Origin of the sequence: Staphylococcus ureilyticus (genome assembly GCF_025558845.1) — a bacterium.
Lineage (GTDB): Bacteria > Bacillota > Bacilli > Staphylococcales > Staphylococcaceae > Staphylococcus > Staphylococcus ureilyticus.
Genome location: NZ_CP094825.1, coordinates 1,626,659 through 1,649,054, shown reverse-complemented (window position 1 = coordinate 1,649,054; position 22,396 = coordinate 1,626,659). Strand labels below are relative to the sequence as shown.

The window sequence follows — 22,396 nt, the reverse complement described above, 5'->3', positions numbered from 1 at the left end:
TAAGATGGTTCCGGAGCCCATACTAATGGTTCCGGATATTTTTTATAATAGAATCTAATCAATCATGAGGTGATTCTATGAATTATATTACGACTTATTTAGAAAAAATGACCAAACAAACCTTTTATTCAAGCTTAATTGAGTATAGACAATATCTTGATAAAAAATTAAGAAGTATAGAAATGTACATAAATTATCTATTTGAAAGAAAAACTTATGTAGCTAGGCTAATAGATCATTTAACATTATCTTTAGAAAATAAATATATCGACATTTTAGATGAATCTGATATTGAATGTGCACAGGAAATTGAGCACTATGATATAGAAAAAATTAAAAATGATTTGAATGAAATGGAAGCAGACTACGCACGTATTGTAGCCGATTTATCACAACAAGCTAAAGAAAAAGTAAATGTTGAAACAGAATGTGATTTAATCGAACAAATTAGTTTAGTCGCTTGAAGAAAGGTGGCGAAACATGACTCATAAATATATATCAACTGAGATGTTGATTGTGTTTACAGCATTAATGATAATAGCTAATTTCTACTATATTTTCTTTGAAAAAATTGGCTTTATTTTTGTATTATTATTAGGCTGTATATTGGTTTATGTAGGCTATTTATATTTTCATAAAATACGAGGTTTATTATCATTTTGGATAGGGGTATTACTTATTGCTTTTACCTTATTATCTAATAAATACACGATTATTATATTATTTATATTTTTAATTGTGTTGATAGTGAGATATATCTTTTATAGATTTAAACCGTTGAAAATTATTGCGACAGAAGAGGCAGTAGAATCTCCAGAATTTATTAAACAAAAGTGGTTTGGTGAGCAACGTACACCTATTTATGTTTATAAATGGGAAGATTTACAAATACAGCATGGTATTGGTGATATTCATATAGATATGTCTAAAGCTGCTAATATTAGAGAACATAATACGGTAGTAATCAGACATTTTTTAGGTAAAGTGCAAATTATTGTGCCTTTAAATTACAATATAAAATTACATTTTTCAGCACTTTATGGCAATGCATACGTCAATGAAACATCATATAAAGTTGAAAACAACAATATTAAAGTTAGTGAAGAAACAAAAGAAGATAATTATGCTGTAAATGTCTATTTGTCAACATTCATAGGAGATGTTGAGGTGATTTATAAATGAATCACTATATAAGAGCAATAGGGTCGATGTTGATATTAGTTTATAGTACATTTTTCGCTATGTTTTTTATAGATAAAGTATTTGTGAATATTATATATTTTCAAGGTATGATTTATACACAAATCTTTGGTATTCCAGTTTTACTATTTATTAATTTATTAGTTATATTACTATGCATCATAGTTGGCTCAGTATTAGCATATAAAATCAACCAACAAAATCATTGGTTACAAGATCAAATTGAACGTTCTATTGAAGGACAAACAGTTGGTATCAACGACCAGAATATAGAATTATATAATGAAACAATTGAATTATATCAAACACTTGTACCGCTCAATCAAGAAGTTCATAAATTACGTTTAAAAACACAAAATTTAACGAATGAATCATATAATATGAACGATGTGAAAGTTAAAAAAATAATTGAAGATGAAAGGCAAAGACTGGCTCGTGAGTTACATGATTCCGTAAGCCAGCAACTATTTGCAGCAAGCATGATGCTCTCTGCTATTAAAGAAACTGATTTGAAAGCACCTTTAGATCAACAAATTCCAGTATTGGAAAAAATGGTCCAAGATTCACAATTAGAAATGCGCGCCTTGCTATTACATTTAAGACCAATTGGCTTGAAGGATAAATCACTTGGTCAAGGTATCAAAGATTTAGTAGTTGATCTACAGAAAAAAGTGCCAATGAAAGTCGTACATGATATTGAAGATTTCGACGTTCCTAAAGGCATTGAAGATCATTTGTTTAGAATTACACAAGAAGCAATTTCAAATACATTAAGACATTCAAAAGGTACAAAAGTTACAATTGAATTGTTTAATAGAGAGGAATATTTATTATTACGTATACAAGATGATGGTAAAGGCTTTAACGTTGATGATAAGGTAGAACAAAGCTATGGGTTAAAAAATATGCGTGAACGAGCACTTGAAATTGGCGCAACATTTCATATAGTATCACTGCCAGATTCAGGAACACGGATTGAAGTCAAAGCCCCATTAAATAAGGAGGATTCGTATGCCGATTAAAGTATTATTTGTTGATGATCATGAAATGGTCAGAATTGGTATTTCTAGTTATTTATCTACTCAACCAGATATAGAAGTAGTCGGAGAAGGGCAATCGGGGAAAGATGCAATTGAAAAAGCACATGAACTTAAGCCTGATTTAATTTTAATGGACTTACTCATGGATGATATGGATGGTGTAGAAGCTACAGAACAAATCAAGAAAGATTTGCCACACATTAAAGTTGTTATGCTAACCAGTTATATTGAAGATAATGAAGTATACCGTGCTTTAGATTCTGGTGTAGATAGTTATATTTTAAAAACGACAAGTGCTAGCGATATCGCCGAAGCGATACGTAAAACATATCGTGATGAATCTGTGTTTGAAGCAGAAGTGTTGGTTAAGATGAGGAATCGTATGAAACAACGCGCTGAATTATATGAGATGTTAACTGAACGTGAGATGGAGATATTATTATTAATCGCTAAAGGTTACTCAAATCAGGAAATTGCTAGTGCTTCACATATTACAATCAAAACAGTTAAAACACATGTTAGTAACGTGTTGAGTAAATTAGAAGTACAAGATAGAACTCAAGCTGTAATTTATGCATTTCAACATAATTTAATACAATAAAAAAAGCTAAAACCTAAGCAAATAATGTGTGCCTAGGTTTTAGCTTTTTAAATTTATATATAAAGAAAATTAAGTCGTTTCATTTACACCGCTATTTTTTTCTTCTTCAAGTTGATCAATGGTAATTTCTTCTGGTGTCTTACCTGCAACAACTTTTCTTTGATGCATAATAGCATTGATTTCAGCACCAATGATGATGATAAAACCAGTGATATAAAGCCATAGCATTAATATAATGATACCGGCAATACTACCATATGTTTTAGAATAATTAGCAAAGTTTGAAATATAAATACCAAATAAATAAGAGCCGCCTAAAAATACGATAGTTGCAAAAATAGCACCGGGTATAACTGAAAGCATTTTAATTTTAACATTTGGCGCTAATGTGTATAAAACCATAAATGCAATTAGAACGACAATAACGGGCAATACAAAACGTACTGTATCAAATACCCATTTCACTTGTTCACCAAGTCCAATAGGCCCAAATAATAGATCGCCAATTTGTTGACCAAATGTAGGTAAAACAAGCGCAACTGGCATTACGATTATCATTGCTAATGTGAATAACACGCTATATAGTTTAGAAACTACAAAGTTTCTACTATCTTCAACATCATATGCGACATTGAACGAATTCATTAATGCAGTCATACCGTTGGATGCAGACCATAATGCTGCGATTAACCCAATAGATAGTAAGCCACCACTAGCATTGTCCATAATATCACCGATAATAGATGATACTTGTGGTGCGTAATCTTGTGGTACATGTTCCTTAATCATGCTTCTAATTGAACCTTGTTTAATACCGAGATATGGCACAATAGATAACAAGAAAAGTAACATAGGAAATAGTGACAGCATAAAATAATAGGATAATTGTGCTGATAATCCTGATGCATCGTCTTTTCCTATTCTATATGCTAAATAAGAGAAAAAATTTGAATCTTTAGTATATTTTGCTGGTTTATTGATACGTGAGACAAAAAATTCTTGATTATCTTTTTTTGGTGATTTCGATTTGAATTCATTTGGTGTTATGTATATGCGATCACGTTCAATTTGTTCGTGCTTATCTTTTTTGTTCTTTTGTTCTTCAACTTCTTTAGTTTCATTCAGAAAATTAGAAGATGTTTTCTCATTTTTAGACATATCAAATCTCCTTGTGTACTGATATTTTACGTATACAGTTTAATATACTGTAAAATCTATTAAAGGTAAATATGTGTTGCCACATTCTTTTGAAATAAAGTATCTTTTGAGAAATAAAATATCAGATAATAAATCAAAAATAAAGAGGGTAGGAAAGAAATCATAACTAACAAGTTGATTTCCAATTCCCACCCCCGCTAAGTTGACTATGTTATATTTCTGCTAGTCATCTTTGACGATTCACTTCAATTTATAAATATAAAATAGATAAACATTTATAGTGTTCATTAGTAAAGCTGTTCCTTAATTTTTCAAACGATTATTTTTGCGTTCAACAAATGTATCCTTTGCATCTTTTAAAGAACGTTCTAACTCAGGATTATTACGTCTAATTTCTTCAATTGCATCTTTCCAATACGAAACTTCATCTTTAATGTTAGAAAATGCTGAAGGCTTTTGTGAATGATTACCTTCTTTAATATCTTTAATTGATTGTTTTAATGATTGGCGTGTAGATTTGTCAGCAAGTGTTGCTGCGCCTCCTATTACAGCACCTAATAATATACCTGGAATTAATTTGTTTTGCATGATGTTGTTACCCCTCTCTTAAATTAGCATCTTTAATAATGAAATCAATTAAATTATCACAAGACGATTGTACCATTTTATACACGCCTTCGAAATTGTTTGTATAATAAGGATCTGGTACATCAGTCTCAGTCATATCACTGAAATCTAACAATTTAAATAATTTTCCTTTAATATTTGGATTAATACTTTGAATATCATCAACGTTGCTTTGATCCATAGCAATAATATAATCAAAGTCGTCGTTAGAATCAAATAGTTCACTAATCATCCCATCAAATGGAATATGATGTTCAGTTAATATTTTTTGCGTCCCTTCGTGAGGTGATTGACCAAGATTCCATTTACCTGTACCTCTTGAAGTGACTTCTATACCATCGATACTTCTATCTTTTAATCTTTGGCGCATTATAGCTTCTGCCATAGGTGAGCGACAAATATTTCCTAAACAAACAAATGCAACTGTAATCATATATTGACCTCCAAATTATATAATCCTATTTCCCATTTTAATGTTTTTTTAATCATTTCTAAAGAGTAATTATGATAAAAGTTTTACAAGGTTAGCAAATTTGATAAAATAAATTAAAAAGAGGTGAGAGTTGTGACTAAAAATAACGAAGAAATGATTGAAGAAATTCGTGATCGTTTAAATCTAGTTAATCAAAGTTTAATCAATCCCGAAAAATATAAATCTGCTGATGCGCAAGAAGTAAAAGAGGTATATGATTATGTAACGTCGAAAGCCTCATTTACGCCAAGTGAAGCTTCAGCAATTGCAGATGCGCTTGGACAAATTCGTAAATAAGGGAGAGTTTAAATATGGGGCAATTACAACATAAAATGAAACAGTACGCTGAATTATTAGCTGATATTGGCATGAACGTACAAGAAGGCCAACCAGTATTCATCCGTTCAAGCGTAGATGCTTTAGAATTGACGCATTACATAGTTGAAGCAGCATATAAAAGAGGGGCTTCAGATGTGAAAGTAGAGTATAGTGATGATCGTTTAGCACGTCTTAAATTTGAAAATGAAACAGTTGAACATTTTGAAAAAAATGAAGTTAAGACGTACGAGGTAGCTAAACGCATGGATTATGTTAATCGTGGTGCAGCAAATCTAGCATTAATTACTCAGGATCCAGATTTATTAAATGGTATAGATAGTGATAAATTAGCCACGTTCCAAAGACAATACGCTACAGCATATAAAGGTTATATGGAAGCAAGTCAGAAAAATCAATTTCCTTGGTGTGTAGCTGCATTTCCATCAAAAGCGTGGGCAGCACGTGTATACCCAGAATTAACTGTAGAAGCAGCATATGAAAAATTTATTGATGAAGTCCTAGACATTGTACGTGTAGACGGAAATGATCCAGTGGTAAATTGGGAAAAGCATATTGCAAATTTAAGTAAACATGCAGATAAATTGCAACGTAAAAGCTATGAGGCTTTGCATTATATCTCTGAAGGAACTGATCTAAAAATTGGTCTTCCAGAAGGGCATATTTGGGAAGATGCAACGAGTTATACAGAGAATGGTCAAGCATTTGTTGCTAATATTCCGACAGAAGAAGTATTCACAGCACCGCATCGATTGAAAGTGAATGGATATGTAACGAATAAATTACCATTAAGCCATAACGGTAATATTATTGATGGATTTACACTTACATTTAAAGACGGTGAAGTAGTAGACTTTAAAGCCGAACAAGGTGAAGAAGTGCTACGTGATTTACTGAATACAGACGAAGGAGCCAAACACTTGGGTGAAGTGGCTTTAGTACCAGACGATTCCCCAATTTCTAATCGGAATACAATATTTTATAACACGTTATTTGATGAAAATGCCTCTTGTCATATTGCATTAGGTTCAGCTTATGGCTTTAATATTGAGGGTGGCACAACGATGACTACTGAAGAAAAATTAGCACATGGATTAAACGATTCACTGGTTCATGTCGACTTTATGATTGGTAGTTCTGATTTAACAATTTATGGAATCACAGCAAGTGGCGAGCAAGAACTGATTTTTGAAAATGGTAATTGGGCTAATTAATCATTTATAAAAATAGTTTAATCATTAGATATTTTCCAATTAAAATCATCATTTTCGGAGTGGGACGGCGAAATCTTTTTAATAAAAATAGGTTTCTGTCTCACTCTTAATTTATATTTGCTTAAGTTTAAAAAAGGGAAGGAATATATTATGGGAACTACTAAAATGAAATCGATGTCTGAATCGAGAAGTGTTAAAGCAAGACAAGTATTTCCGCAAGATACGAATCATCATCATACGATGTTCGGTGGAATGTTGATGGCTAACATTGATGAAATAGCAGCAATTACAGCAATGAAGCATAGTAACGCACAAGTTGTTACGGCATCTACAGATTCTGTTGATTTTTTAAAGCCAATTAAAAAGGGCGATATCGTTTCATATGAGGCAATGGTGTCATATGCAGGCACATCATCAATGGAAGTATGTGTACAAATTACAATTGAGGATGTTTTGAAAAATGAAAGGCACCTAGCAGCGCTGAGTTTTTTGACTTTTGTTGCACTGGACAATGAAGGTAAACCATCAAATGTACCACAAGTGTATCCAGAATCAAAAACTGAAAACTGGTTTCATGAAACAGCATTAGCGAGGGTTAAACGCCGTAAAGAAAGAAGACAAGAAAGTAAAGAAACAATTGAGTTTTTAGCTAGTGTGCAGCATATAGAATAAAGATAAGGAATGTCTATTCCGAATATGATGATTGAAATCTTAGTTTTGACTAAGGATATACATCATATTTGAAAATGACATTCCTTTTTTGATTGAATTATTAAATTTAATAGAAATGATCAATGCATAGGATAACGTCGATGCATATCTATTTCATTTTGTTTGAAATTTGTATCAGGATAATACATATTTTTTACGAGTACATTTGGTCCTAAGCAATTAAATTTAGGGCAATGGCAGTTTGATGATTGTGCTAAAGGTGTCTTTAACCATGCATCAAAAACATCTGTGAGTTTATCATTTTTAATATTTGATAAAGTATCATTTTCATCACCAAAATCAGTCACTATAATGTTTCCAGAGAACACATTCACATTTAATCTATTTCTACCATCTGGATCATTTCGCATCGTAACATTTTTGGAATTTCTTAATCTATGTAGTAATGCTTGATCATCTTCGTTGGAAATACAAGGGTAAATGGGTAATGTTCCAAAAAGCATCCATATATCTGGATGTCGAATATCTAGTAAGTGATGAATTGCTTCTTTGATTTCAGCTAATGATAACACCTCTAATTGACTAGCAAAGTCAGAAGGATACATCGGATGAATTTCATGTCTTTGACATTTCATATCATTAACAATTTCATTATGTATTTTATTCAGATAAGGTCTTGTACTTTTGTTTAACATTGTTTCAGCAGAAATGAACATGCCTTGTTCAGAAAGTGTTTGAGCGTTTGATAACATTTGATCATAAAGTCTCAATTTTGCTTTCAATGGTGGCTGTTTTTCCATTGCTCCAAATCCAACTTCTGTAAATTCATCTATCGTTCCCCAATTATGTGAAATATGCATTACATCAATATATTCAGCTATATCTAAATATCTGTCGATAGGTAATGTAAGATTTGAATTCATTTGAACATAAATTCCGCGTTCATAGGCGTATTTCAATAGTGGTTTCACAACATTTTTAATAGATTTCTTTGAAAACATAGGTTCACCACCAGTGATGGACATCGTTTTTTAATTTGGGATTTCATCCAAACGTCGATAAATTAAATCCATTGGTAAAGGAGAAGGGTCTGCAGTTTGAAGTGTGTATCCTACCGCGCAATGACTACAACGCATATTGCATAGATTCGTCGTGGTGAATTCAATATTACTCAAAGTTAATGCATTATGTTCTTGGATATCATTATAGGTTTCCCATGGATCATTAAATATAGAAATAGTTTTTTTTATACTAGACAATAAAGATTCTTGATATGTCATTTTAAACATCCTTTTATTAAAGCTTGGCTTAGATTTAAATGTGTGAAATGATTAAACATTTAGAAATGTTTCTAATTGAGTAAAATTATTTCAGTTTATAATTATTAAGACTTTGGCAAAATTTGTCAAATCCATGTTAGTATATTAATATCTGAAAAAAAGGAGTTACTAATATAATGGATGACAATCAAACAATAGATCAAATAAAAAAGAGACTAGAAAAGTTTATGAATGATATCGATCATGTTAACCCTAATGAAGTTAAAGTAGAAGACATAGACGAATGGATTGGTTTATTAGATCAATTAGAAGAAAAAGTTAAATCAGTTTCGAAAACATCCGATTAAATTTCGAAGTAATATAATGTTTATGTTTAAAAATCTCAAGTTTAGTCTATATAAAATATATAACATAAATATGGAAAGGTGATAATTTATGGCTAAAAAAGTAGCAATTATTGTAACGAATGAATTTGAAGATGTAGAATTAACAAGTCCTAAAGAAGCAATTGAAGAAGCAGGACACGAAACTGTTGTTATTGGAGATGAAGCCAATAGTGAAGTTGTTGGGAAACATGGGGAAAAAGTTTCTGTGGATGTAAGTATTGCTGATGCAAAACCAGAAGATTATGATGGATTATTAATTCCAGGTGGTTTCTCACCTGATCATCTACGTGGTGATTCTGAAGGCAGATACGGTACATTTGCTAAATACTTTACCAAAAATGATGTCTCAACGTTTGCAATTTGCCATGGACCACAAATTTTAATAGATACAGACGACTTATCAGGTAGAACAGTAACTGCAGTACTAAATGTTCGTAAAGATTTAGCGAACGCTGGTGCACAAGTTGTTGACGAATCTGTAGTTGTTGATAACAATATTGTAACAAGTCGTACACCTGATGATTTAGATGACTTTAATAAAGCAATCGTAGATCAATTAAATGCTTAATCATTTGTAGTACGTCAATTTTTAAAAATGGTATTAAGGAAATAGTTGTCTATGTTTTAGATGAATTTACTTTGAAGGTTCTAAAGTGGTTCATTATAAAATATAGGCAACTTTTTTGTTTCTTATAGAATTTTAAATTCAAACCGTATTTTGGGATTGAGATATTATAAATTTTAAAAGCTTTGATCATAATGCCATGATAGGAGTTACATATACACCCTTGGACCGATTTTTATGATTTACTATAGATAAAAATTCCAACAATTGATAAACTCACTTATAATGATATGAGAGCAATATAAAGGAGCTACCGCATGAAAAGAAGCGATCGTTATAAGCAAACAACCAAAAAATCTCAAACTGATACTGTAAACGAACCTCAATATAATACTTATTTTCAGCCAGTAACAAAAACAAAAAAACAGAAAAAAGGAAAAGGACTTTTCTTCAAATTACTTATTCCTATTTTAATTGTTTTAGGAATATTTATTGCTATAATGTATGCTTTGAGTACGCGCGCAGATATTGATGAATTAAAAAAAATAGAAAATAAGAATTCGTTTGTATCTGTCTCAAACATGCCAGAATATACTAAAGGTGCATTTATAGCTATGGAAGATGAACGCTATTATAGGCATCACGGATTTGATATAAAAGGAACGTCAAGGGCACTTTTTTCGACATTAAGTGATAAAAATGTACAAGGTGGAAGTACAATCACGCAACAGGTAGTAAAAAATTATTTTTATGATAATGAACAGTCTATTACACGTAAAGTTAAAGAATTGTTTGTAGCTCATCGCGTTGAAAAAAACTACAGTAAAGATGAAATACTTAGTTTTTATATGAATAACATTTATTACGGTAGTGATAATTATTCAGTAGAATCAGCTGCAAATTATTACTTTGGGGTTACGACAGATAAAAATAATCAAGAGTTGCCACAAATTTCAGTTTTACAGAGTGCCATTTTAGCAAGCAAAATTAATGCACCTAGTGTTTATAATATCGATGATATGTCGGATAATTTCATAAATCGAGTGAAAAGTGATTTAGAAAAAATGAAACAACAAGAATTTATTTCAGATGAACAATACAAAAATGCATTATTAGAATTAGGCGTATGATTATAGTAATATCAGCAAGTATCATGAGAAGTATAAGATAAGTTGTCAAAGAGAAGTCCCTGCCTTAGTAGTCATGAAAAAATGAATGCTTGGAAGGGGCTTTTTTAAATCTTTTAAAAATACAAAATACGTTAATTGCAACTGTGCAATGAAGGTTTTTTAAATGCTTGTTAAGTACTATAAAATACGTTGAAATTTGTAGATTAACGATGTCATTTTGTGAAAGGAATAAACCTTGAACCATGATATAATTTGTATATAAAAATAATGAAGTTGAAGTTTGCAAATAAAAATCACTATAATTCCATTCATAAACAATATAAGTTATTCTTATAAGTGGAGTGAAGATAATGCCGAAAATCACAAAAATAGAAGTTCAAAAAAACAATAAAGAACGTTTTAATTTATATTTAGATGATGAATTTGAGATGGGTATTGATATTGATACTTTTGTCTATTTCAATCTTAAAAAGGGACAACTTGTTGAAGCAACTGAAATGGAAAAAATTCAAAAGTATGAGCAATATAGACAAGCGATTAATATAGCGATTCAATATCTGTCATATAGAAAAAGAACTGAGCACGAAGTGGCACAGCATCTAGCAAAGAAAGATATTTCAGAAAGTGTTATTGCAGATGTATTAGATTATTGCCATAAGCAAAATTTAATAGATCATAAAGACTACGCGAATAGTTTAAAAAACACAATGATTTTAACTACGGATAAAGGTCCTGAAATTTTCAAACAAAAATTACGCGAAGCTGGTTTAGAGCAAAATATTATTGACGAATATGCGCTTTTATATAATGAAGAACAACCTTTAGACAAGATTATAAAATTAGCGAATAAAATATTGAAACAAAAAAAAGGACCACAAATAAAGCGTGAAGAAAAGTTAAAACAATCTTTGATGCAAAAAGGTTATACATTTGAAACGATTAACATCGTGATGGAAGAATTAGATTTTTCACAATCAGAAGAATCATTAGACATGTTATTACAAAACGATTTAGAAAAAGCGTATACTAAGAGTTCGAAAAAGTATACAGGTAGAAAATTAGTTAATAAAACGATTGAAACACTTATGAGAAAAGGCTATCAATATGATAAAATAAAATCTAAACTAGAAGAGAGTGGTATTGAGAATGGAACGGAAGAAATTGAGTGAAATGAGTGAAATAGAATTACGTCATGAAATTCAAGGGTATAAAGAACAAATGCGCAAAGCAGAAATGAATGGTATTTATAACGAGTATGACGTATATGCAAGTAAAGCAATCATAGCAGAAAGCTATTTAGTAGATAGAAATAAAGTAGAACTTGGCAAAATTTATCAACTGAATGATGGTACAAAAAGTTATTTTAAGGTAGAACGACTTAAAGGTATTTTTGCATGGGGATTCAGAATTAATAGTTCAGAGCCAGAAGAAGGTTTGCCCTTAGCATTATTAAAACTGTAGAAGGATGAAGATAGCATGGGTAGTTCAATTATTTTAAAGTTACTTAATGTAACACATTACTATAGAAATAAAAAATCAAAAAAGTGGTATCAGCCTTTTGGTTATGATGCAGATAACATAGAGTTAAATAATATTAATCTACATATCTATCAAGGTGAATCACTTGGCATCATCGGTGAGCCTGCGTCTTCAAAATCTCTTGTAGGTCGGATATTAAGTGGTGAAATTAAACCTGATAAGGGAAGAATTGTGCGCAAAACAGATTTGTTTTATGCAGATATAGACGATAAATATGCTCAAAATATATCGGTTGAAGATTTCATATCTAATGCAGTTACATTATTCCCAAACAAAGTCAATACGCATAAAGTTGAACAAGTTCTAAAATATGCACATGTCGAAGCGCAAAGTGATACGCCTATATGTGAATTACCAGATGAAGTATATGCCCGCATACTTTTTTCGCTTGCAAGAACATCTAAAGCAAGTATTATCATTTTTAATAAAATACTGCAAAATTTAACGGATGAATATTTTGAAAAAGCAATTGAACTATCAGATGAATACATAAATAATAATTTAACCATTGTTATGATAGATGACAATGTTGAAAGAGTTAGTAAAGCAAGTAATTATATAGCGTGGGTTTCGCATGGTCAACTTAGAATGGAAGGTTCTATTAAACAAGTCATTCCTGTATTTAATGAACATGAGAGAGACAGAGCATCTTTAGAAAGTGATGAAGAAAAACGAAATTTTGATTTAGATTGGAAAAAAAGTAGAGCGCGTACGCCTGAGTTAACTTATAATTTCAAACGAATTGAAAGATATAACCACGTCAAACCACCGATTGTACTAGTTAGATTCTGGACATTTATAACTATTTGTATACTAGGTGTGCTTTTAACAGCAGTGTTAATATTTAATGATATTGGTAAAATTAACATAGGACAAAATGAAGACCAGGCCACTATTCAAAACCAACCTAAAAATCCTTACGAAGCTAAACTATCATACGGAATCGTATTAGATGATTCAGTTAAATTAAAGAACCTAAAAAAAGGAAAAGAGTTAAGTCCTAACAAGTACGCTTTGCTTACCATTACTGGTGAAAACACAAAAAATTATCGTGTTAGTGTCGATAATCAGTCTTATAAAGTCGGAAAAAAAGATATTCGTTATTTTGATCCAGCAGGTTTATTTGAAGAACATAGTGGGGATGCACTCGCGCCATTTATGAGTAAAAATTATAGTAATTATTTTGAATTTTTTAATAGTCACTTACATAAAAAGCATGGTACAGTGACAGATTCACTAGTTCCAGAAGAAGGGAAAAATGATCGCTTTATTGTACCTATCGTTCAACAACCGATTGCAATGATATTTAATGATCAAAATAAACTTTCCGGGTTTACAATTCCGATGAAAGATAAAGCGAAGTTAAAAGAGAAATTTAATATTGATAATAACTTCTGGATTACTAAATCAGGTGATGGTTATTTCATGGCTGATTTTAAAAATGATAAATGGATATATATTGAATTGTAGGTGTAGTAAATGATAGATAATTTAATTAATTTTTATAAGAATGCACCATTTTTAAGTAAACACTTGTACCATCGATTAAAGGGGCAGTGGAAATGGTTTGTAATACCATTTATTATTAGCATCCTGTTATTATGTCTACTAATGTTCATATTTAATGTGAATGGTACAGAAGAAATAAAACAAGCACGTGGTTATTTTAGATTAGCAGCATTAATAAGTTTTTCATTTATCTGGATAGCTATTTATCAAAGTTATCAATTGTTTAAAAAAGAGTATTTTACTGCTAAAGTTTTTAATTTGAATCCAATTTTTCAAACGATTATGATAGCTATTATTTCTAATTTATTAATGTTTATTGCGTTAATGATGATTATATTAATGACACCAGTTAATATAGAGAGTTCCATTCCATCGACAATATACTTTGTTATAATGTCAATTATCTTTGTCGTAGTTATTTCTACAGTATTTGATTTACTAACTATTACAAAAAATAATGTAGATATCATATTTTATATATTATCAGTTATTGTGTTTTTTCTCGTACCAATTGTGTATATTCCGTCCAGTAATTCAACAGTAATTTCTCATATTTTAATGTTGAACCCGTTATTTTATCTTATAGAGGGAATCTCACAGTCTGTTGTTTTAGGTGCATTAAGCTTAAATAATATACCATACCATTTTTATTTTATATTTTTAATGGCGACAGCTTGTGCATTGATATTTGCTCTGTTTAGAACGACAGCATATCAGAAATTTAGAGTTGCGCATGAGAAAAAGTATACTGATGACAAATTAAAAAATGATTCAAATCATAACGAAAATGTAATTGCTCAAAATACAAACCATAAATAATGATTTTAGTCATTTTCAATCTTATTAGTAAAGGCTGAGACACAATCTTGTGTCCCAGCCTTTGTCATTATCAATAAAATTTTTACTTTGCAAATAATTTTTTTTGTAATTTATCTTCACTAAACACCCAACCAATATAAGAATGATCAATATTCATAAATTCGTCTAGATGTGCGATTGCTACAAAAGAATAGTGACCATTTTTTAGATAGCGTAAATCGATTAATCTAATTTCTGTCGTGTCATCATCTAGCTTTCTAGCTTGCCAGCGATATATAGATGAAAAGTTAAGGAAAGTTTTTATGTTTTTATCATCTTTAACAAATTGCATTAAATCATTACTAGGAAAAGGATGACGCTCAGATTTATCACTAAAAACGATATTTCTACCATAACTGCGTCCAACATAATCGTGATTTTCTGTTTGAATAGCAACACGCCATTCCATAAATCGCATGGTAGGTGCAACAAAAACTTTAACAGGGTTATGTTCTTGCTTTATTTGTTTGAGCGCTTGTTGTTTAATGATGGCTTGCATCCTAAACCGAATAATATAATAAACAACAAGAATACCAAAAATAGGGAAAAATGAAAGGTATGGATGTAAGCCTAATACCCAAAGCAAAATGCCGACACACCAAAGGATGAATATGATTGGGTCAAATGTATTGATGACACTGAGTTGAATCCATTTATTTGTGATGGGTCTGAGCGCTTGGGTTCCATATGAATTAAATATATCAACAAAGACATGAAGAAAGACCGCAAGCTGAGCCCATAACCAGATATGGCTAGCATCAATATTTTTAAAAAATGTAAATATAAATAAAGTTATAAGTAATGGCCACAGAATCGTAAAAGGTATTGAATGTGTTATACCTCTGTGATTTGATATATAAGTGGCATTATCCTTAAGTTTTAAAACTGTGTCTCCATCTGGTATCAGAGAACCGATGATTAGAGTAGTTGCAGTTGCTGCAAATGAACCAGTCATCGCTGGGTCTTGTGTTGCCAAAGCGGTTAATCCAATACCCATGACAATATGCGTACCTGTATCCATAAGTATCCTCTCATTTCATTTCAATATTATTTCTATTATAATCTAATATACTAAATAATAAAATTAACATACTAAAATGAAGAAAAAAAGTTTTAGAATCACGTAGAGAAAGAGATGTATAACATGTATAACGAATCAGAATTTAAAAATAATCTCGTAAAATGGTTTGAGAAAAATCAAAGACAAATGCCATGGAGAGAAACTAAAAATCCATACTATATTTGGTTAAGTGAAGTAATGTTACAACAAACTCAAGTGAAGACGGTTATCGATTATTATCATAAATTTGTAAGTAGGTTTCCAACAATAACTGATTTAAGCAACGCACATGAAGATGAAGTGCTAAAATATTGGGAAGGACTCGGCTATTATAGTCGTGCACGTAACTTCCATAATGCAATCAAAGATGTAGCGGTAAATTATAATGGTGAGGTACCTAATGATCCGAAGCGTTTTGGAGAACTGAAAGGCGTTGGTCCATACACCAAAGCAGCAGTCATGAGTATTGCTTTCAACCTTCCATTAGCAACAGTCGATGGTAACGTTTTTAGAGTGTGGTCAAGACTAAATAATGATCATCGCGATACCAAATTACAAACTACAAGAAAAACATTTGAAAAAGAATTAGAAACATATGTTCAAGAAGATTCAGGTACTTTTAATCAAGCGATGATGGAACTAGGCGCATTAATTTGTACACCAAAAAATCCGTTATGTTTATTTTGTCCTGTACAAGAACATTGTGAAGCCTTTGAACAAGGAACAGTTGAGCAGTTACCTGTAAAAACGACTAAAGTGAAGAAAAAACATATAAAACAAAATGTCTATATAGTGCGTAACGAAAAGGGTGATTTACTTATTGAAAAAAGAACTCAAAAATTATTAAATAATATGTGGGAATTTCCTATGTATGAAGCGGAAAGCAACGAAAATATTAATACACAATTATTTACAGAAATTGAATTTCAAGCTAAACCTGTTTATTCTTTAAAACATCAGTTTACACATTTAACATGGGATATTGATGTGTATATATCTAAAAGTTGTGTTAATCGGCAAGAGATTACATTAGCTAACAATATGCAGTGGATGCCTGTAGATGATAAAGTTAATTATAACTTTCCAGTAAGTATGTCAAAAATATATAATTTTTTAATAACAAATAATTAAGGTCGTTCTGTAATCGTTAATTATGTTATAATTCAATATGTGAAATCAGAAAAGGTGGTGTGGAGCATGGTTAAAGAGTCCATACCTAAAGAGGGTCAGACGATAAAAATTCAAAGTTATAAACACGATGGAAATATACACCGTGTTTGGTCTGAAACAACTATTTTAAAAGGTACGGATCATGTAGTCATTGGTGGTAATGACCATACATTGGTAACAGAAAGTGATAATCGAACATGGATTACAAGAGAACCTGCAATTGTATACTTCCATTCCGAATATTGGTTTAACGTTATTTGTATGTTTAGAGAAGATGGTGTTTATTATTATTGTAATTTATCCTCACCATTTGTCTGTGATGAGGAAGCACTCAAATATATAGATTATGATTTAGATATTAAAGTCTATCCCAATGGTAAATATCATTTATTAGATGAAGATGAATATGAACAACATATGCGTCAAATGAATTATTCATCTGATATTGATGTAATTTTACGAAGAAACGTAGATATTCTTCAACAATGGATTGAACAAAAAAAAGGTCCTTTTGCACCGGATTTTATTAAAGTTTGGCGTGAACGGTTTAAAAAGATTAGAGATTATTAAGCATATTTAATGTAATTGATAGTTATATCCGATATAGTATTAAAGGTATATATGATACAAGTTAATTGTATAGAATAAATCTTAATAGCAAATGCTTAACTAAATGATCTGATCGTATATAATTGTAATAACAGCCTCGTTGAATTTCAATGAAGGCTGTTTCATTTGCTGAAATAAGCAGGGAGGTATAGTTTGTATGATTCGCAGATATATACAATTCGTAAAACCATATAAATGGCGGATCATTGCCACAATTCTTGTTGGTATATTAAAATTTGGTATTCCAATGCTTATTCCGTTATTAATTAAATATGTTATTGATGACATTATCAATAACGGTGCAATCTCGGTAGAAGAAAAATTTGCTAGATTGGGAATTGCGCTAGGAATAGCCGTATTTATTTTTGTAATCGTAAGGCCCCCTATAGAATTTTTAAGACAATATTTAGCTCAGTGGACAAGTAATAAAATATTATATGACATTCGTAAACGTCTATATAATCATTTACAAGCGCTAAGTGCAAGATTCTATGCTAATAACCAAGCTGGGCAAGTTATTTCACGGGTTATTAATGATGTTGAACAAACAAAAGATTTCATCTTGACAGGCCTTATGAATATTTGGCTTGATTGTATCACTATCATTATCGCTTTATCTATTATGTTTGTACTAGATGTAAAATTAACACTAGCTGCAATTATAGTATTTCCAGTTTATATTTTGACTGTCTACTTCTTCTTTGGACGTTTAAGAAATCTGACACGTAAGAGATCTCAAGCCTTGGCTGAAGTACAAGGGTTTTTACATGAACGTGTACAAGGCATGTCAGTCATTAAAAGTTTTGCAATAGAAGATAACGAAGCAGTGAATTTTGATAAGCATAATAGCAATTTCTTACAACGCGCATTTACGCATACGAGATGGAATGCCTATTCATTTGCTGCAATTAATACAGTAACTGATTTAGGGCCATTAATTGTAATAGGTTCTGGTGCGGTTTTAGCTATTAACGGTTCCATTACAGTTGGTACGCTCGCTGCATTTGTGGGTTACCTCGAACAATTATTTGGACCTTTACGTAGATTGGTTTCTTCATTTACAACATTAACGCAAAGTTTTGCATCGATGGATCGTGTGTTCCAACTTATGGATGAAAGTTATGACATAAAGAATAAAAAAGGTGCCTTACCATTAGAAATTCAAGAAGGACGTATTGAAATTAATAATGTGAGTTTCCGATATAATGCGGATGAATCTACGATATTAAACCATATTAATTTGGATATCGAACAAGGCGAAACAGTAGCGTTTGTCGGTATGAGTGGTGGAGGTAAATCAACACTTATCAATCTCATACCTAGATTTTATGATGTTACAGATGGTGAAATTAAAATTGACGGCACCAATATTAAGTCCTATTTAACAGGTAGCCTCAGACATCAAATTGGATTAGTTCAACAAGATAACGTACTATTCTCAGATACGATTAAAGAAAATATTTTATTAGGCAGACCCGATGCAACAGATGAAGAGGTCATTGCTGCTGCAAAAATGGCAAACGCACATGATTTCATCATGGAATTAACAGATGGATATGATACAGAAGTGGGTGAAAGAGGAGTTAAACTCTCTGGAGGCCAGAAGCAACGTATATCTATAGCGCGAATCTTCTTGAATAATCCACCGATTATTATCTTAGATGAAGCAACGAGTGCATTGGATTTAGAAAGTGAATCTATTATACAAGATGCATTAAATATCTTAAGTAAAGATCGTACTACGTTAATTGTGGCACATAGATTATCTACAATTACTCATGCAGATAAAATTGTTGTTATAGAAAATGGTGAAATAGTAGAAAGTGGCACACATCGAGAATTATTAGCGAAAAAAGGTGCTTATGAACATCTTTATAGCATTCAAAATTTATAAAAAGACTTTGAAAATATAAAAGACCAGAGACATTTAAAAATGTCTCTGGTCTTTTTAGTTAAAATATTGAGTTTTTATAGATCAAAATCTTCTTCTTCAATTTCAATTTCATTATCATTAGAATGATATGAGAAGAAACTGATAACTAAACGATCCAAGTGTTCTATAGTATAACGATATTCTTCTATAGCTGAAATAATCTGCATTATATTAGTGAATGAATATGTTGTCTGATAAGGATCTTTAATGATTTCGCGTTGGAAAGCATCCATTAAATCTTTTTTTTGTGGATTTTCTATCTGACTATCAAAGTGACTAATATCATAACGTGCTTTCTTTGAAATACTAATAAAGATTTGTTCGTGATAGGCGATTAGCAAATCTATTTCTAATTTTATTTGAAGTAACAGCTCGTTATTCAAATTATGAAGATCGTTTTGATAACGATTCATTCGTTTTAAAACATCGTATGCTTGCCGTGTGCTACGGACAACTTGTTTAAATAGAATTTTTTTTCTATTTTGCGCATACATTTGCTTTTTCGTCCAAGGTCGTTCTTCTTCGTAGTATTCAAAGATTTGTTCTAATTTTGTAATACGTTTGCTGATTAGCCCTCTATCCTCTTTTATATGATGATATTCAGAGGTATCATTTAATACAAGTTTGAACCATACAAAGATATCTGAACAAATGTTTAAAGAATTATAATAAATTTTAGACTCGAATTTAGGGGGTAAGAATAAAAGATTAACTGCAGAAGAACTAATTACACCTACCATAACAAGGACAAATCTGTAAAATGCAGAAATATAAAAGTTACCAGTATGTGTTCCCATAATAATTAATGCAGTTATACTTGCAAGTGTAGCTACATGTTCCAATTTAAAACGGAATAAAATAGCAATTAATAATATAACAGTAACCCCCATGATTACTGGATTATTACCAAAAACAGTAACCATAACAACTGCCAGTATTGCACCGATCAGGTTACCAATTGCTCTTTCAGAAATTGTTTTAATGGAACGAAAAACACTTGGTTGCATCGCGATTACCGCACTGACAGCAGCGATTGCTTTTAATCCTGCTTCATCAGGGAACAGAGAAGCGATAAACAAAGCAAGTATAATAGCTATACCTGTCTTCAGAATGCGTGCTCCTAATTTCAAATGTAGCGCTCCTTCATATATTTAATAAATTTATGTTTATACTTGTTATACAACGATTCCCTATAAAATTCAAGTTTATTTCATTTGACTAAAAGCATAATCTACAGCATCTAATGTTTTTTCAATATCATTTTTAGTGTGTTCAGTTGTTAAAAACCAAGCTTCAAATTTTGAAGGGGCGAGATTAATACCTTGATGTAACATAAGTTTAAAGAATCGTGCAAAAGCATCACCATCTGAATTTTCAACTTGATCATAGTGTGTGACAATTTCGTTTGTAAAATAGAGCGTTAATGCACCATAAACTCTATTGACTGTAGCAGTGATATTGTGTTTTTGTATTAATTTATTTAAACCATCTTCTAATTGTTGACCTAGGCTATCTAAATATTCATAAATACCATCTTGTTCTAATACTTCTAATAATGCGATGCCTGCTTTCATGGATAATGGATTTCCAGCCATCGTTCCAGCTTGATATGCAGGGCCTAGGGGAGCAACTTGTTCCATAATATCTTGTTTACCACCATAACCACCGATAGGTAAACCACCACCTACAATTTTACCGAAGGCAGTTAAATCTGGATAAACTTGGTATAAGTCTTGTGCACCACCATAATGGAAACGAAAAGCGGTAATAACCTCATCATAAATCACTAAACTTCCATTATTATGTGTAATTTCATTTACTTGTTCTAAAAATCCTGGTTTAGGTTTAACCATACCAAAGTTACCTACAATAGGTTCAACGAGTACTGCTGCAATATCATCTCCCCAATAATCAATGGCTTCTTTATAAGATTCTATATCATTATAGGGTACTGTGATGACTTCTTGGGCTACACTTTGAGGTACACCGGCAGAATCTGGTGATCCTAATTGGGAAGGTCCGCTCCCAGCTGCAACTAAAACTAAATCTGAATGACCATGATATTGGCCAGAAAATTTAATTATTTTATTTCTTTTAGTATACGCACGTGCCACACGTATTGTCGTCATTACAGCTTCAGTACCAGAATTAACGAAACGAATCTTTTCTAATGAGGGGATAGCATCGCGTAATTTCTTAGCGAAGTTTATTTCAAGTTCTGTTGGCGTTCCATATAATACGCCAAGTGCTGCTTGTTCTTGAATAGCTTGAGTTACATGAGGATGAGCATGACCAGTAATTATTGGTCCATAAGCTTGTAAGTAATCGATATATTTATTGCCATCTACATCATATAAATAAGCGCCTTGGCCAGATTTCATCATTACAGGAGCACCACCACCTACAGCTTTATATGAACGAGAAGGTGAATTTACGCCTCCTAATATATATTCATTTGAGTAATTTTGAAGTCTTTCACTTTCAGTAAATTTCATTAATATCAACCTCTTTTATTTAATATTTTCGTTTATTATCGTATCATATAATTATTAACAAAAAGAAATAGGGTGAGTTATTTGTTGAAAAAAGGAGATCAATTTCCGGAATTTAGACTTGAGAATCAAAATGGTGATATTATTTCTAATGATACATTAAGAGGAAATAAAGCAGTGCTTTATTTTTATCCGAGAGATAACACGCCAACATGCACGACAGAAGCTTGTGATTTTAGAGACAATTTATCATATTTTAATGAACTTAATACAAAAGTTTATGGAATTAGTGGAGATACAAAGAAAAAACATCAAAACTTCAGCGAAAAACATAGTTTGAATTTTGATTTATTGGTAGATGAAGATTATCAATTATCCGCGGAAGTGGGTGTATATCAACTAAAGAAAAATTTTGGAAAAGAAAGTATGGGAATAGTAAGAACTACGTTCATTATTGACGAAGATGGCGTTATTATCGATGTCATAGAAAAAGTAAAAGTAAAATCACAAATGGACGAATTAAAAGCAATTCTGGGGTGATTAGA

Annotated in this window: 24 protein-coding genes and 1 pseudogene; 18 read left to right on the top strand and 7 right to left on the bottom strand. The window is 31.2% G+C overall.

The annotated features are described in order from the left end of the window. The first annotated feature begins 77 nt into the window (after window positions 1-77). The 4 genes from MUA21_RS08205 to vraR are packed head-to-tail and all read left to right on the top strand — an operon-like array spanning window position 78 to window position 2,841. Window positions 78-464: a hypothetical protein gene (locus tag MUA21_RS08205; protein ID WP_019469613.1), complete on the top strand. Its 387-nt coding sequence runs from the start codon at window positions 78-80 to the stop codon at window positions 462-464. A 16-nt stretch (window positions 465-480) separates the two neighbouring features. Further along, window positions 481-1,182, top strand: a complete 702-nt coding sequence (gene vraT, locus MUA21_RS08200; protein WP_073345877.1) for a cell wall-active antibiotics response protein VraT — start codon at window positions 481-483, stop codon at window positions 1,180-1,182. Next, window positions 1,179-2,222 (top strand): sensor histidine kinase VraS, encoded by a 1,044-nt coding sequence (gene vraS, locus MUA21_RS08195; RefSeq protein WP_046207953.1) that lies wholly within the window; start codon window positions 1,179-1,181, stop codon window positions 2,220-2,222. The genes vraT and vraS overlap by 4 nt, the downstream gene beginning before the upstream one ends. Continuing rightward, entirely contained in the window at window positions 2,212-2,841 is a 630-nt protein-coding gene (gene vraR / locus MUA21_RS08190; RefSeq protein ID WP_019469616.1) for a response regulator transcription factor VraR, read from the top strand. Before vraS ends, vraR begins: the two co-directional genes overlap by 11 nt. A gap of 69 nt (window positions 2,842-2,910) precedes the next feature. Here the strand turns inward: vraR and MUA21_RS08185 are convergent, their stop codons facing one another. The 3 genes from MUA21_RS08185 to MUA21_RS08175 form a co-directional block, all read right to left on the bottom strand. Next, window positions 2,911-3,999, bottom strand: coding sequence for a YihY/virulence factor BrkB family protein (locus MUA21_RS08185; RefSeq protein ID WP_262561047.1), 1,089 nt, complete (start codon window positions 3,997-3,999; stop codon window positions 2,911-2,913). A gap of 303 nt (window positions 4,000-4,302) precedes the next feature. Continuing rightward, complete coding sequence (locus MUA21_RS08180; RefSeq protein ID WP_262561046.1) at window positions 4,303-4,587, bottom strand: YtxH domain-containing protein; 285 nt, start codon at window positions 4,585-4,587, stop codon at window positions 4,303-4,305. A gap of 7 nt (window positions 4,588-4,594) precedes the next feature. After that, entirely contained in the window at window positions 4,595-5,059 is a 465-nt protein-coding gene (locus MUA21_RS08175; RefSeq protein ID WP_046207950.1) for a low molecular weight protein-tyrosine-phosphatase, read from the bottom strand. Window positions 5,060-5,191: 132 nt separating this feature from the next. Between MUA21_RS08175 and MUA21_RS08170 the strand changes: the two genes are divergently transcribed. From MUA21_RS08170 to MUA21_RS08160, 3 genes are all read left to right on the top strand, one after another. Continuing rightward, a complete protein-coding gene (locus MUA21_RS08170) occupies window positions 5,192-5,395 on the top strand; it encodes a DUF1128 family protein (RefSeq protein ID WP_046207949.1) in 204 nt (67 codons plus the stop codon). A 14-nt stretch (window positions 5,396-5,409) separates the two neighbouring features. Beyond that, the gene (locus MUA21_RS08165; protein WP_107525762.1) at window positions 5,410-6,648 is read left to right on the top strand and encodes an aminopeptidase; all 1,239 of its coding nucleotides are present in this window, start codon (window positions 5,410-5,412) and stop codon (window positions 6,646-6,648) included. A gap of 150 nt (window positions 6,649-6,798) precedes the next feature. Continuing rightward, window positions 6,799-7,320, top strand: a complete 522-nt coding sequence (locus tag MUA21_RS08160) for an acyl-CoA thioesterase (RefSeq protein ID WP_262561033.1) — start codon at window positions 6,799-6,801, stop codon at window positions 7,318-7,320. 119 nt (window positions 7,321-7,439) lie between these two features. On the opposite strand, the pseudogene yfkAB reads toward MUA21_RS08160, so the two are convergent. Continuing rightward, window positions 7,440-8,600: pseudogene (gene yfkAB, locus MUA21_RS08155) on the bottom strand (radical SAM/CxCxxxxC motif protein YfkAB). A gap of 176 nt (window positions 8,601-8,776) precedes the next feature. Between yfkAB and MUA21_RS08150 the strand changes: the two are divergent. The 7 genes from MUA21_RS08150 (at window position 8,777) to MUA21_RS08120 (ending at window position 14,548) form a co-directional block, all read left to right on the top strand. Beyond that, window positions 8,777-8,947 (top strand): SE1561 family protein, encoded by a 171-nt coding sequence (locus MUA21_RS08150; RefSeq protein WP_107525761.1) that lies wholly within the window; start codon window positions 8,777-8,779, stop codon window positions 8,945-8,947. A gap of 88 nt (window positions 8,948-9,035) precedes the next feature. Beyond that, window positions 9,036-9,554: a type 1 glutamine amidotransferase domain-containing protein gene (locus MUA21_RS08145; RefSeq protein ID WP_262561032.1), complete on the top strand. Its 519-nt coding sequence runs from the start codon at window positions 9,036-9,038 to the stop codon at window positions 9,552-9,554. Window positions 9,555-9,868: 314 nt separating this feature from the next. Continuing rightward, window positions 9,869-10,681 carry a monofunctional peptidoglycan glycosyltransferase SgtB gene (gene sgtB / locus MUA21_RS08140; protein WP_107525760.1) on the top strand — a complete coding sequence of 271 codons (813 nt, stop codon included), beginning with the start codon at window positions 9,869-9,871 and terminating at the stop codon, window positions 10,679-10,681. Window positions 10,682-11,031: 350 nt separating this feature from the next. Continuing rightward, window positions 11,032-11,850 (top strand): recombination regulator RecX, encoded by an 819-nt coding sequence (gene recX / locus MUA21_RS08135; protein ID WP_107525759.1) that lies wholly within the window; start codon window positions 11,032-11,034, stop codon window positions 11,848-11,850. Then, window positions 11,828-12,142 (top strand): YfhH family protein, encoded by a 315-nt coding sequence (locus MUA21_RS08130; protein WP_046207943.1) that lies wholly within the window; start codon window positions 11,828-11,830, stop codon window positions 12,140-12,142. The genes recX and MUA21_RS08130 overlap by 23 nt, the downstream gene beginning before the upstream one ends. A 15-nt stretch (window positions 12,143-12,157) precedes the next feature. Then, on the top strand, window positions 12,158-13,690 hold the full coding sequence (locus MUA21_RS08125) for an ATP-binding cassette domain-containing protein (RefSeq protein WP_107525758.1): 1,533 nt from the start codon (window positions 12,158-12,160) through the stop codon (window positions 13,688-13,690). A 9-nt stretch (window positions 13,691-13,699) separates the two neighbouring features. Continuing rightward, window positions 13,700-14,548 carry a sugar ABC transporter permease gene (locus MUA21_RS08120; RefSeq protein WP_262561030.1) on the top strand — a complete coding sequence of 283 codons (849 nt, stop codon included), beginning with the start codon at window positions 13,700-13,702 and terminating at the stop codon, window positions 14,546-14,548. 82 nt (window positions 14,549-14,630) lie between these two features. On the opposite strand, the gene MUA21_RS08115 is transcribed toward MUA21_RS08120, so the two are convergent. Further along, window positions 14,631-15,608: a metal-dependent hydrolase gene (locus tag MUA21_RS08115; protein WP_046207940.1), complete on the bottom strand. Its 978-nt coding sequence runs from the start codon at window positions 15,606-15,608 to the stop codon at window positions 14,631-14,633. Window positions 15,609-15,731: 123 nt separating this feature from the next. Here MUA21_RS08115 and mutY point away from each other — a divergent pair, with 123 nt between their 5' ends. The 3 genes from mutY (at window position 15,732) to MUA21_RS08100 (ending at window position 19,320) form a co-directional block, all read left to right on the top strand. After that, window positions 15,732-16,778, top strand: a complete 1,047-nt coding sequence (gene mutY, locus MUA21_RS08110; protein ID WP_070658314.1) for an A/G-specific adenine glycosylase — start codon at window positions 15,732-15,734, stop codon at window positions 16,776-16,778. A 66-nt stretch (window positions 16,779-16,844) separates the two neighbouring features. Continuing rightward, window positions 16,845-17,387 (top strand): nucleoside tri-diphosphate phosphatase, encoded by a 543-nt coding sequence (gene ntdP / locus MUA21_RS08105; protein WP_019469633.1) that lies wholly within the window; start codon window positions 16,845-16,847, stop codon window positions 17,385-17,387. A gap of 196 nt (window positions 17,388-17,583) precedes the next feature. Beyond that, on the top strand, window positions 17,584-19,320 hold the full coding sequence (locus MUA21_RS08100) for an ABC transporter ATP-binding protein (RefSeq protein WP_107525755.1): 1,737 nt from the start codon (window positions 17,584-17,586) through the stop codon (window positions 19,318-19,320). Between the two features lie 74 nt (window positions 19,321-19,394). On the opposite strand, the gene MUA21_RS08095 is transcribed toward MUA21_RS08100, so the two are convergent. Both MUA21_RS08095 and MUA21_RS08090 read right to left on the bottom strand, forming a co-directional pair. Continuing rightward, entirely contained in the window at window positions 19,395-20,489 is a 1,095-nt protein-coding gene (locus tag MUA21_RS08095; RefSeq protein ID WP_046207937.1) for an FUSC family protein, read from the bottom strand. A gap of 75 nt (window positions 20,490-20,564) precedes the next feature. After that, complete coding sequence (locus MUA21_RS08090) at window positions 20,565-21,854, bottom strand: glutamate-1-semialdehyde 2,1-aminomutase (protein ID WP_064209712.1); 1,290 nt, start codon at window positions 21,852-21,854, stop codon at window positions 20,565-20,567. An 81-nt stretch (window positions 21,855-21,935) separates the two neighbouring features. On the opposite strand from MUA21_RS08090, the gene bcp reads away from it, so the two are divergent. Next, window positions 21,936-22,391, top strand: coding sequence for a thioredoxin-dependent thiol peroxidase (bcp, locus tag MUA21_RS08085; protein WP_073345843.1), 456 nt, complete (start codon window positions 21,936-21,938; stop codon window positions 22,389-22,391). The last annotated feature ends 5 nt before the right edge of the window (window positions 22,392-22,396 follow it).

What these genes read in the sequence shown, in the direction of transcription:
- vraS (WP_046207953.1), top strand. Translation starts at nt 1,179, where the DNA reads ATGAATCACTATATAAGAGCAATAGGGTCGATGTTGATATTAGTTTAT.
- ntdP (WP_019469633.1), top strand. Translation starts at nt 16,845, where the DNA reads ATGGTTAAAGAGTCCATACCTAAAGAGGGTCAGACGATAAAAATTCAA.
- recX (WP_107525759.1), top strand. Translation starts at nt 11,032, where the DNA reads ATGCCGAAAATCACAAAAATAGAAGTTCAAAAAAACAATAAAGAACGT.
- MUA21_RS08150 (WP_107525761.1), top strand. Translation starts at nt 8,777, where the DNA reads ATGGATGACAATCAAACAATAGATCAAATAAAAAAGAGACTAGAAAAG.
- mutY (WP_070658314.1), top strand. Translation starts at nt 15,732, where the DNA reads ATGTATAACGAATCAGAATTTAAAAATAATCTCGTAAAATGGTTTGAG.
- MUA21_RS08145 (WP_262561032.1), top strand. Translation starts at nt 9,036, where the DNA reads ATGGCTAAAAAAGTAGCAATTATTGTAACGAATGAATTTGAAGATGTA.
- sgtB (WP_107525760.1), top strand. Translation starts at nt 9,869, where the DNA reads ATGAAAAGAAGCGATCGTTATAAGCAAACAACCAAAAAATCTCAAACT.
- vraT (WP_073345877.1), top strand. Translation starts at nt 481, where the DNA reads ATGACTCATAAATATATATCAACTGAGATGTTGATTGTGTTTACAGCA.
- MUA21_RS08090 (WP_064209712.1), bottom strand. Translation starts at nt 21,854, where the DNA reads ATGAAATTTACTGAAAGTGAAAGACTTCAAAATTACTCAAATGAATAT.
- MUA21_RS08185 (WP_262561047.1), bottom strand. Translation starts at nt 3,999, where the DNA reads ATGTCTAAAAATGAGAAAACATCTTCTAATTTTCTGAATGAAACTAAA.
- MUA21_RS08175 (WP_046207950.1), bottom strand. Translation starts at nt 5,059, where the DNA reads ATGATTACAGTTGCATTTGTTTGTTTAGGAAATATTTGTCGCTCACCT.
- vraR (WP_019469616.1), top strand. Translation starts at nt 2,212, where the DNA reads ATGCCGATTAAAGTATTATTTGTTGATGATCATGAAATGGTCAGAATT.
- MUA21_RS08205 (WP_019469613.1), top strand. Translation starts at nt 78, where the DNA reads ATGAATTATATTACGACTTATTTAGAAAAAATGACCAAACAAACCTTT.
- MUA21_RS08100 (WP_107525755.1), top strand. Translation starts at nt 17,584, where the DNA reads ATGATTCGCAGATATATACAATTCGTAAAACCATATAAATGGCGGATC.
- MUA21_RS08180 (WP_262561046.1), bottom strand. Translation starts at nt 4,587, where the DNA reads ATGCAAAACAAATTAATTCCAGGTATATTATTAGGTGCTGTAATAGGA.
- MUA21_RS08115 (WP_046207940.1), bottom strand. Translation starts at nt 15,608, where the DNA reads ATGGATACAGGTACGCATATTGTCATGGGTATTGGATTAACCGCTTTG.
- MUA21_RS08160 (WP_262561033.1), top strand. Translation starts at nt 6,799, where the DNA reads ATGGGAACTACTAAAATGAAATCGATGTCTGAATCGAGAAGTGTTAAA.
- MUA21_RS08125 (WP_107525758.1), top strand. Translation starts at nt 12,158, where the DNA reads ATGGGTAGTTCAATTATTTTAAAGTTACTTAATGTAACACATTACTAT.
- MUA21_RS08120 (WP_262561030.1), top strand. Translation starts at nt 13,700, where the DNA reads ATGATAGATAATTTAATTAATTTTTATAAGAATGCACCATTTTTAAGT.
- MUA21_RS08165 (WP_107525762.1), top strand. Translation starts at nt 5,410, where the DNA reads ATGGGGCAATTACAACATAAAATGAAACAGTACGCTGAATTATTAGCT.
- MUA21_RS08130 (WP_046207943.1), top strand. Translation starts at nt 11,828, where the DNA reads ATGGAACGGAAGAAATTGAGTGAAATGAGTGAAATAGAATTACGTCAT.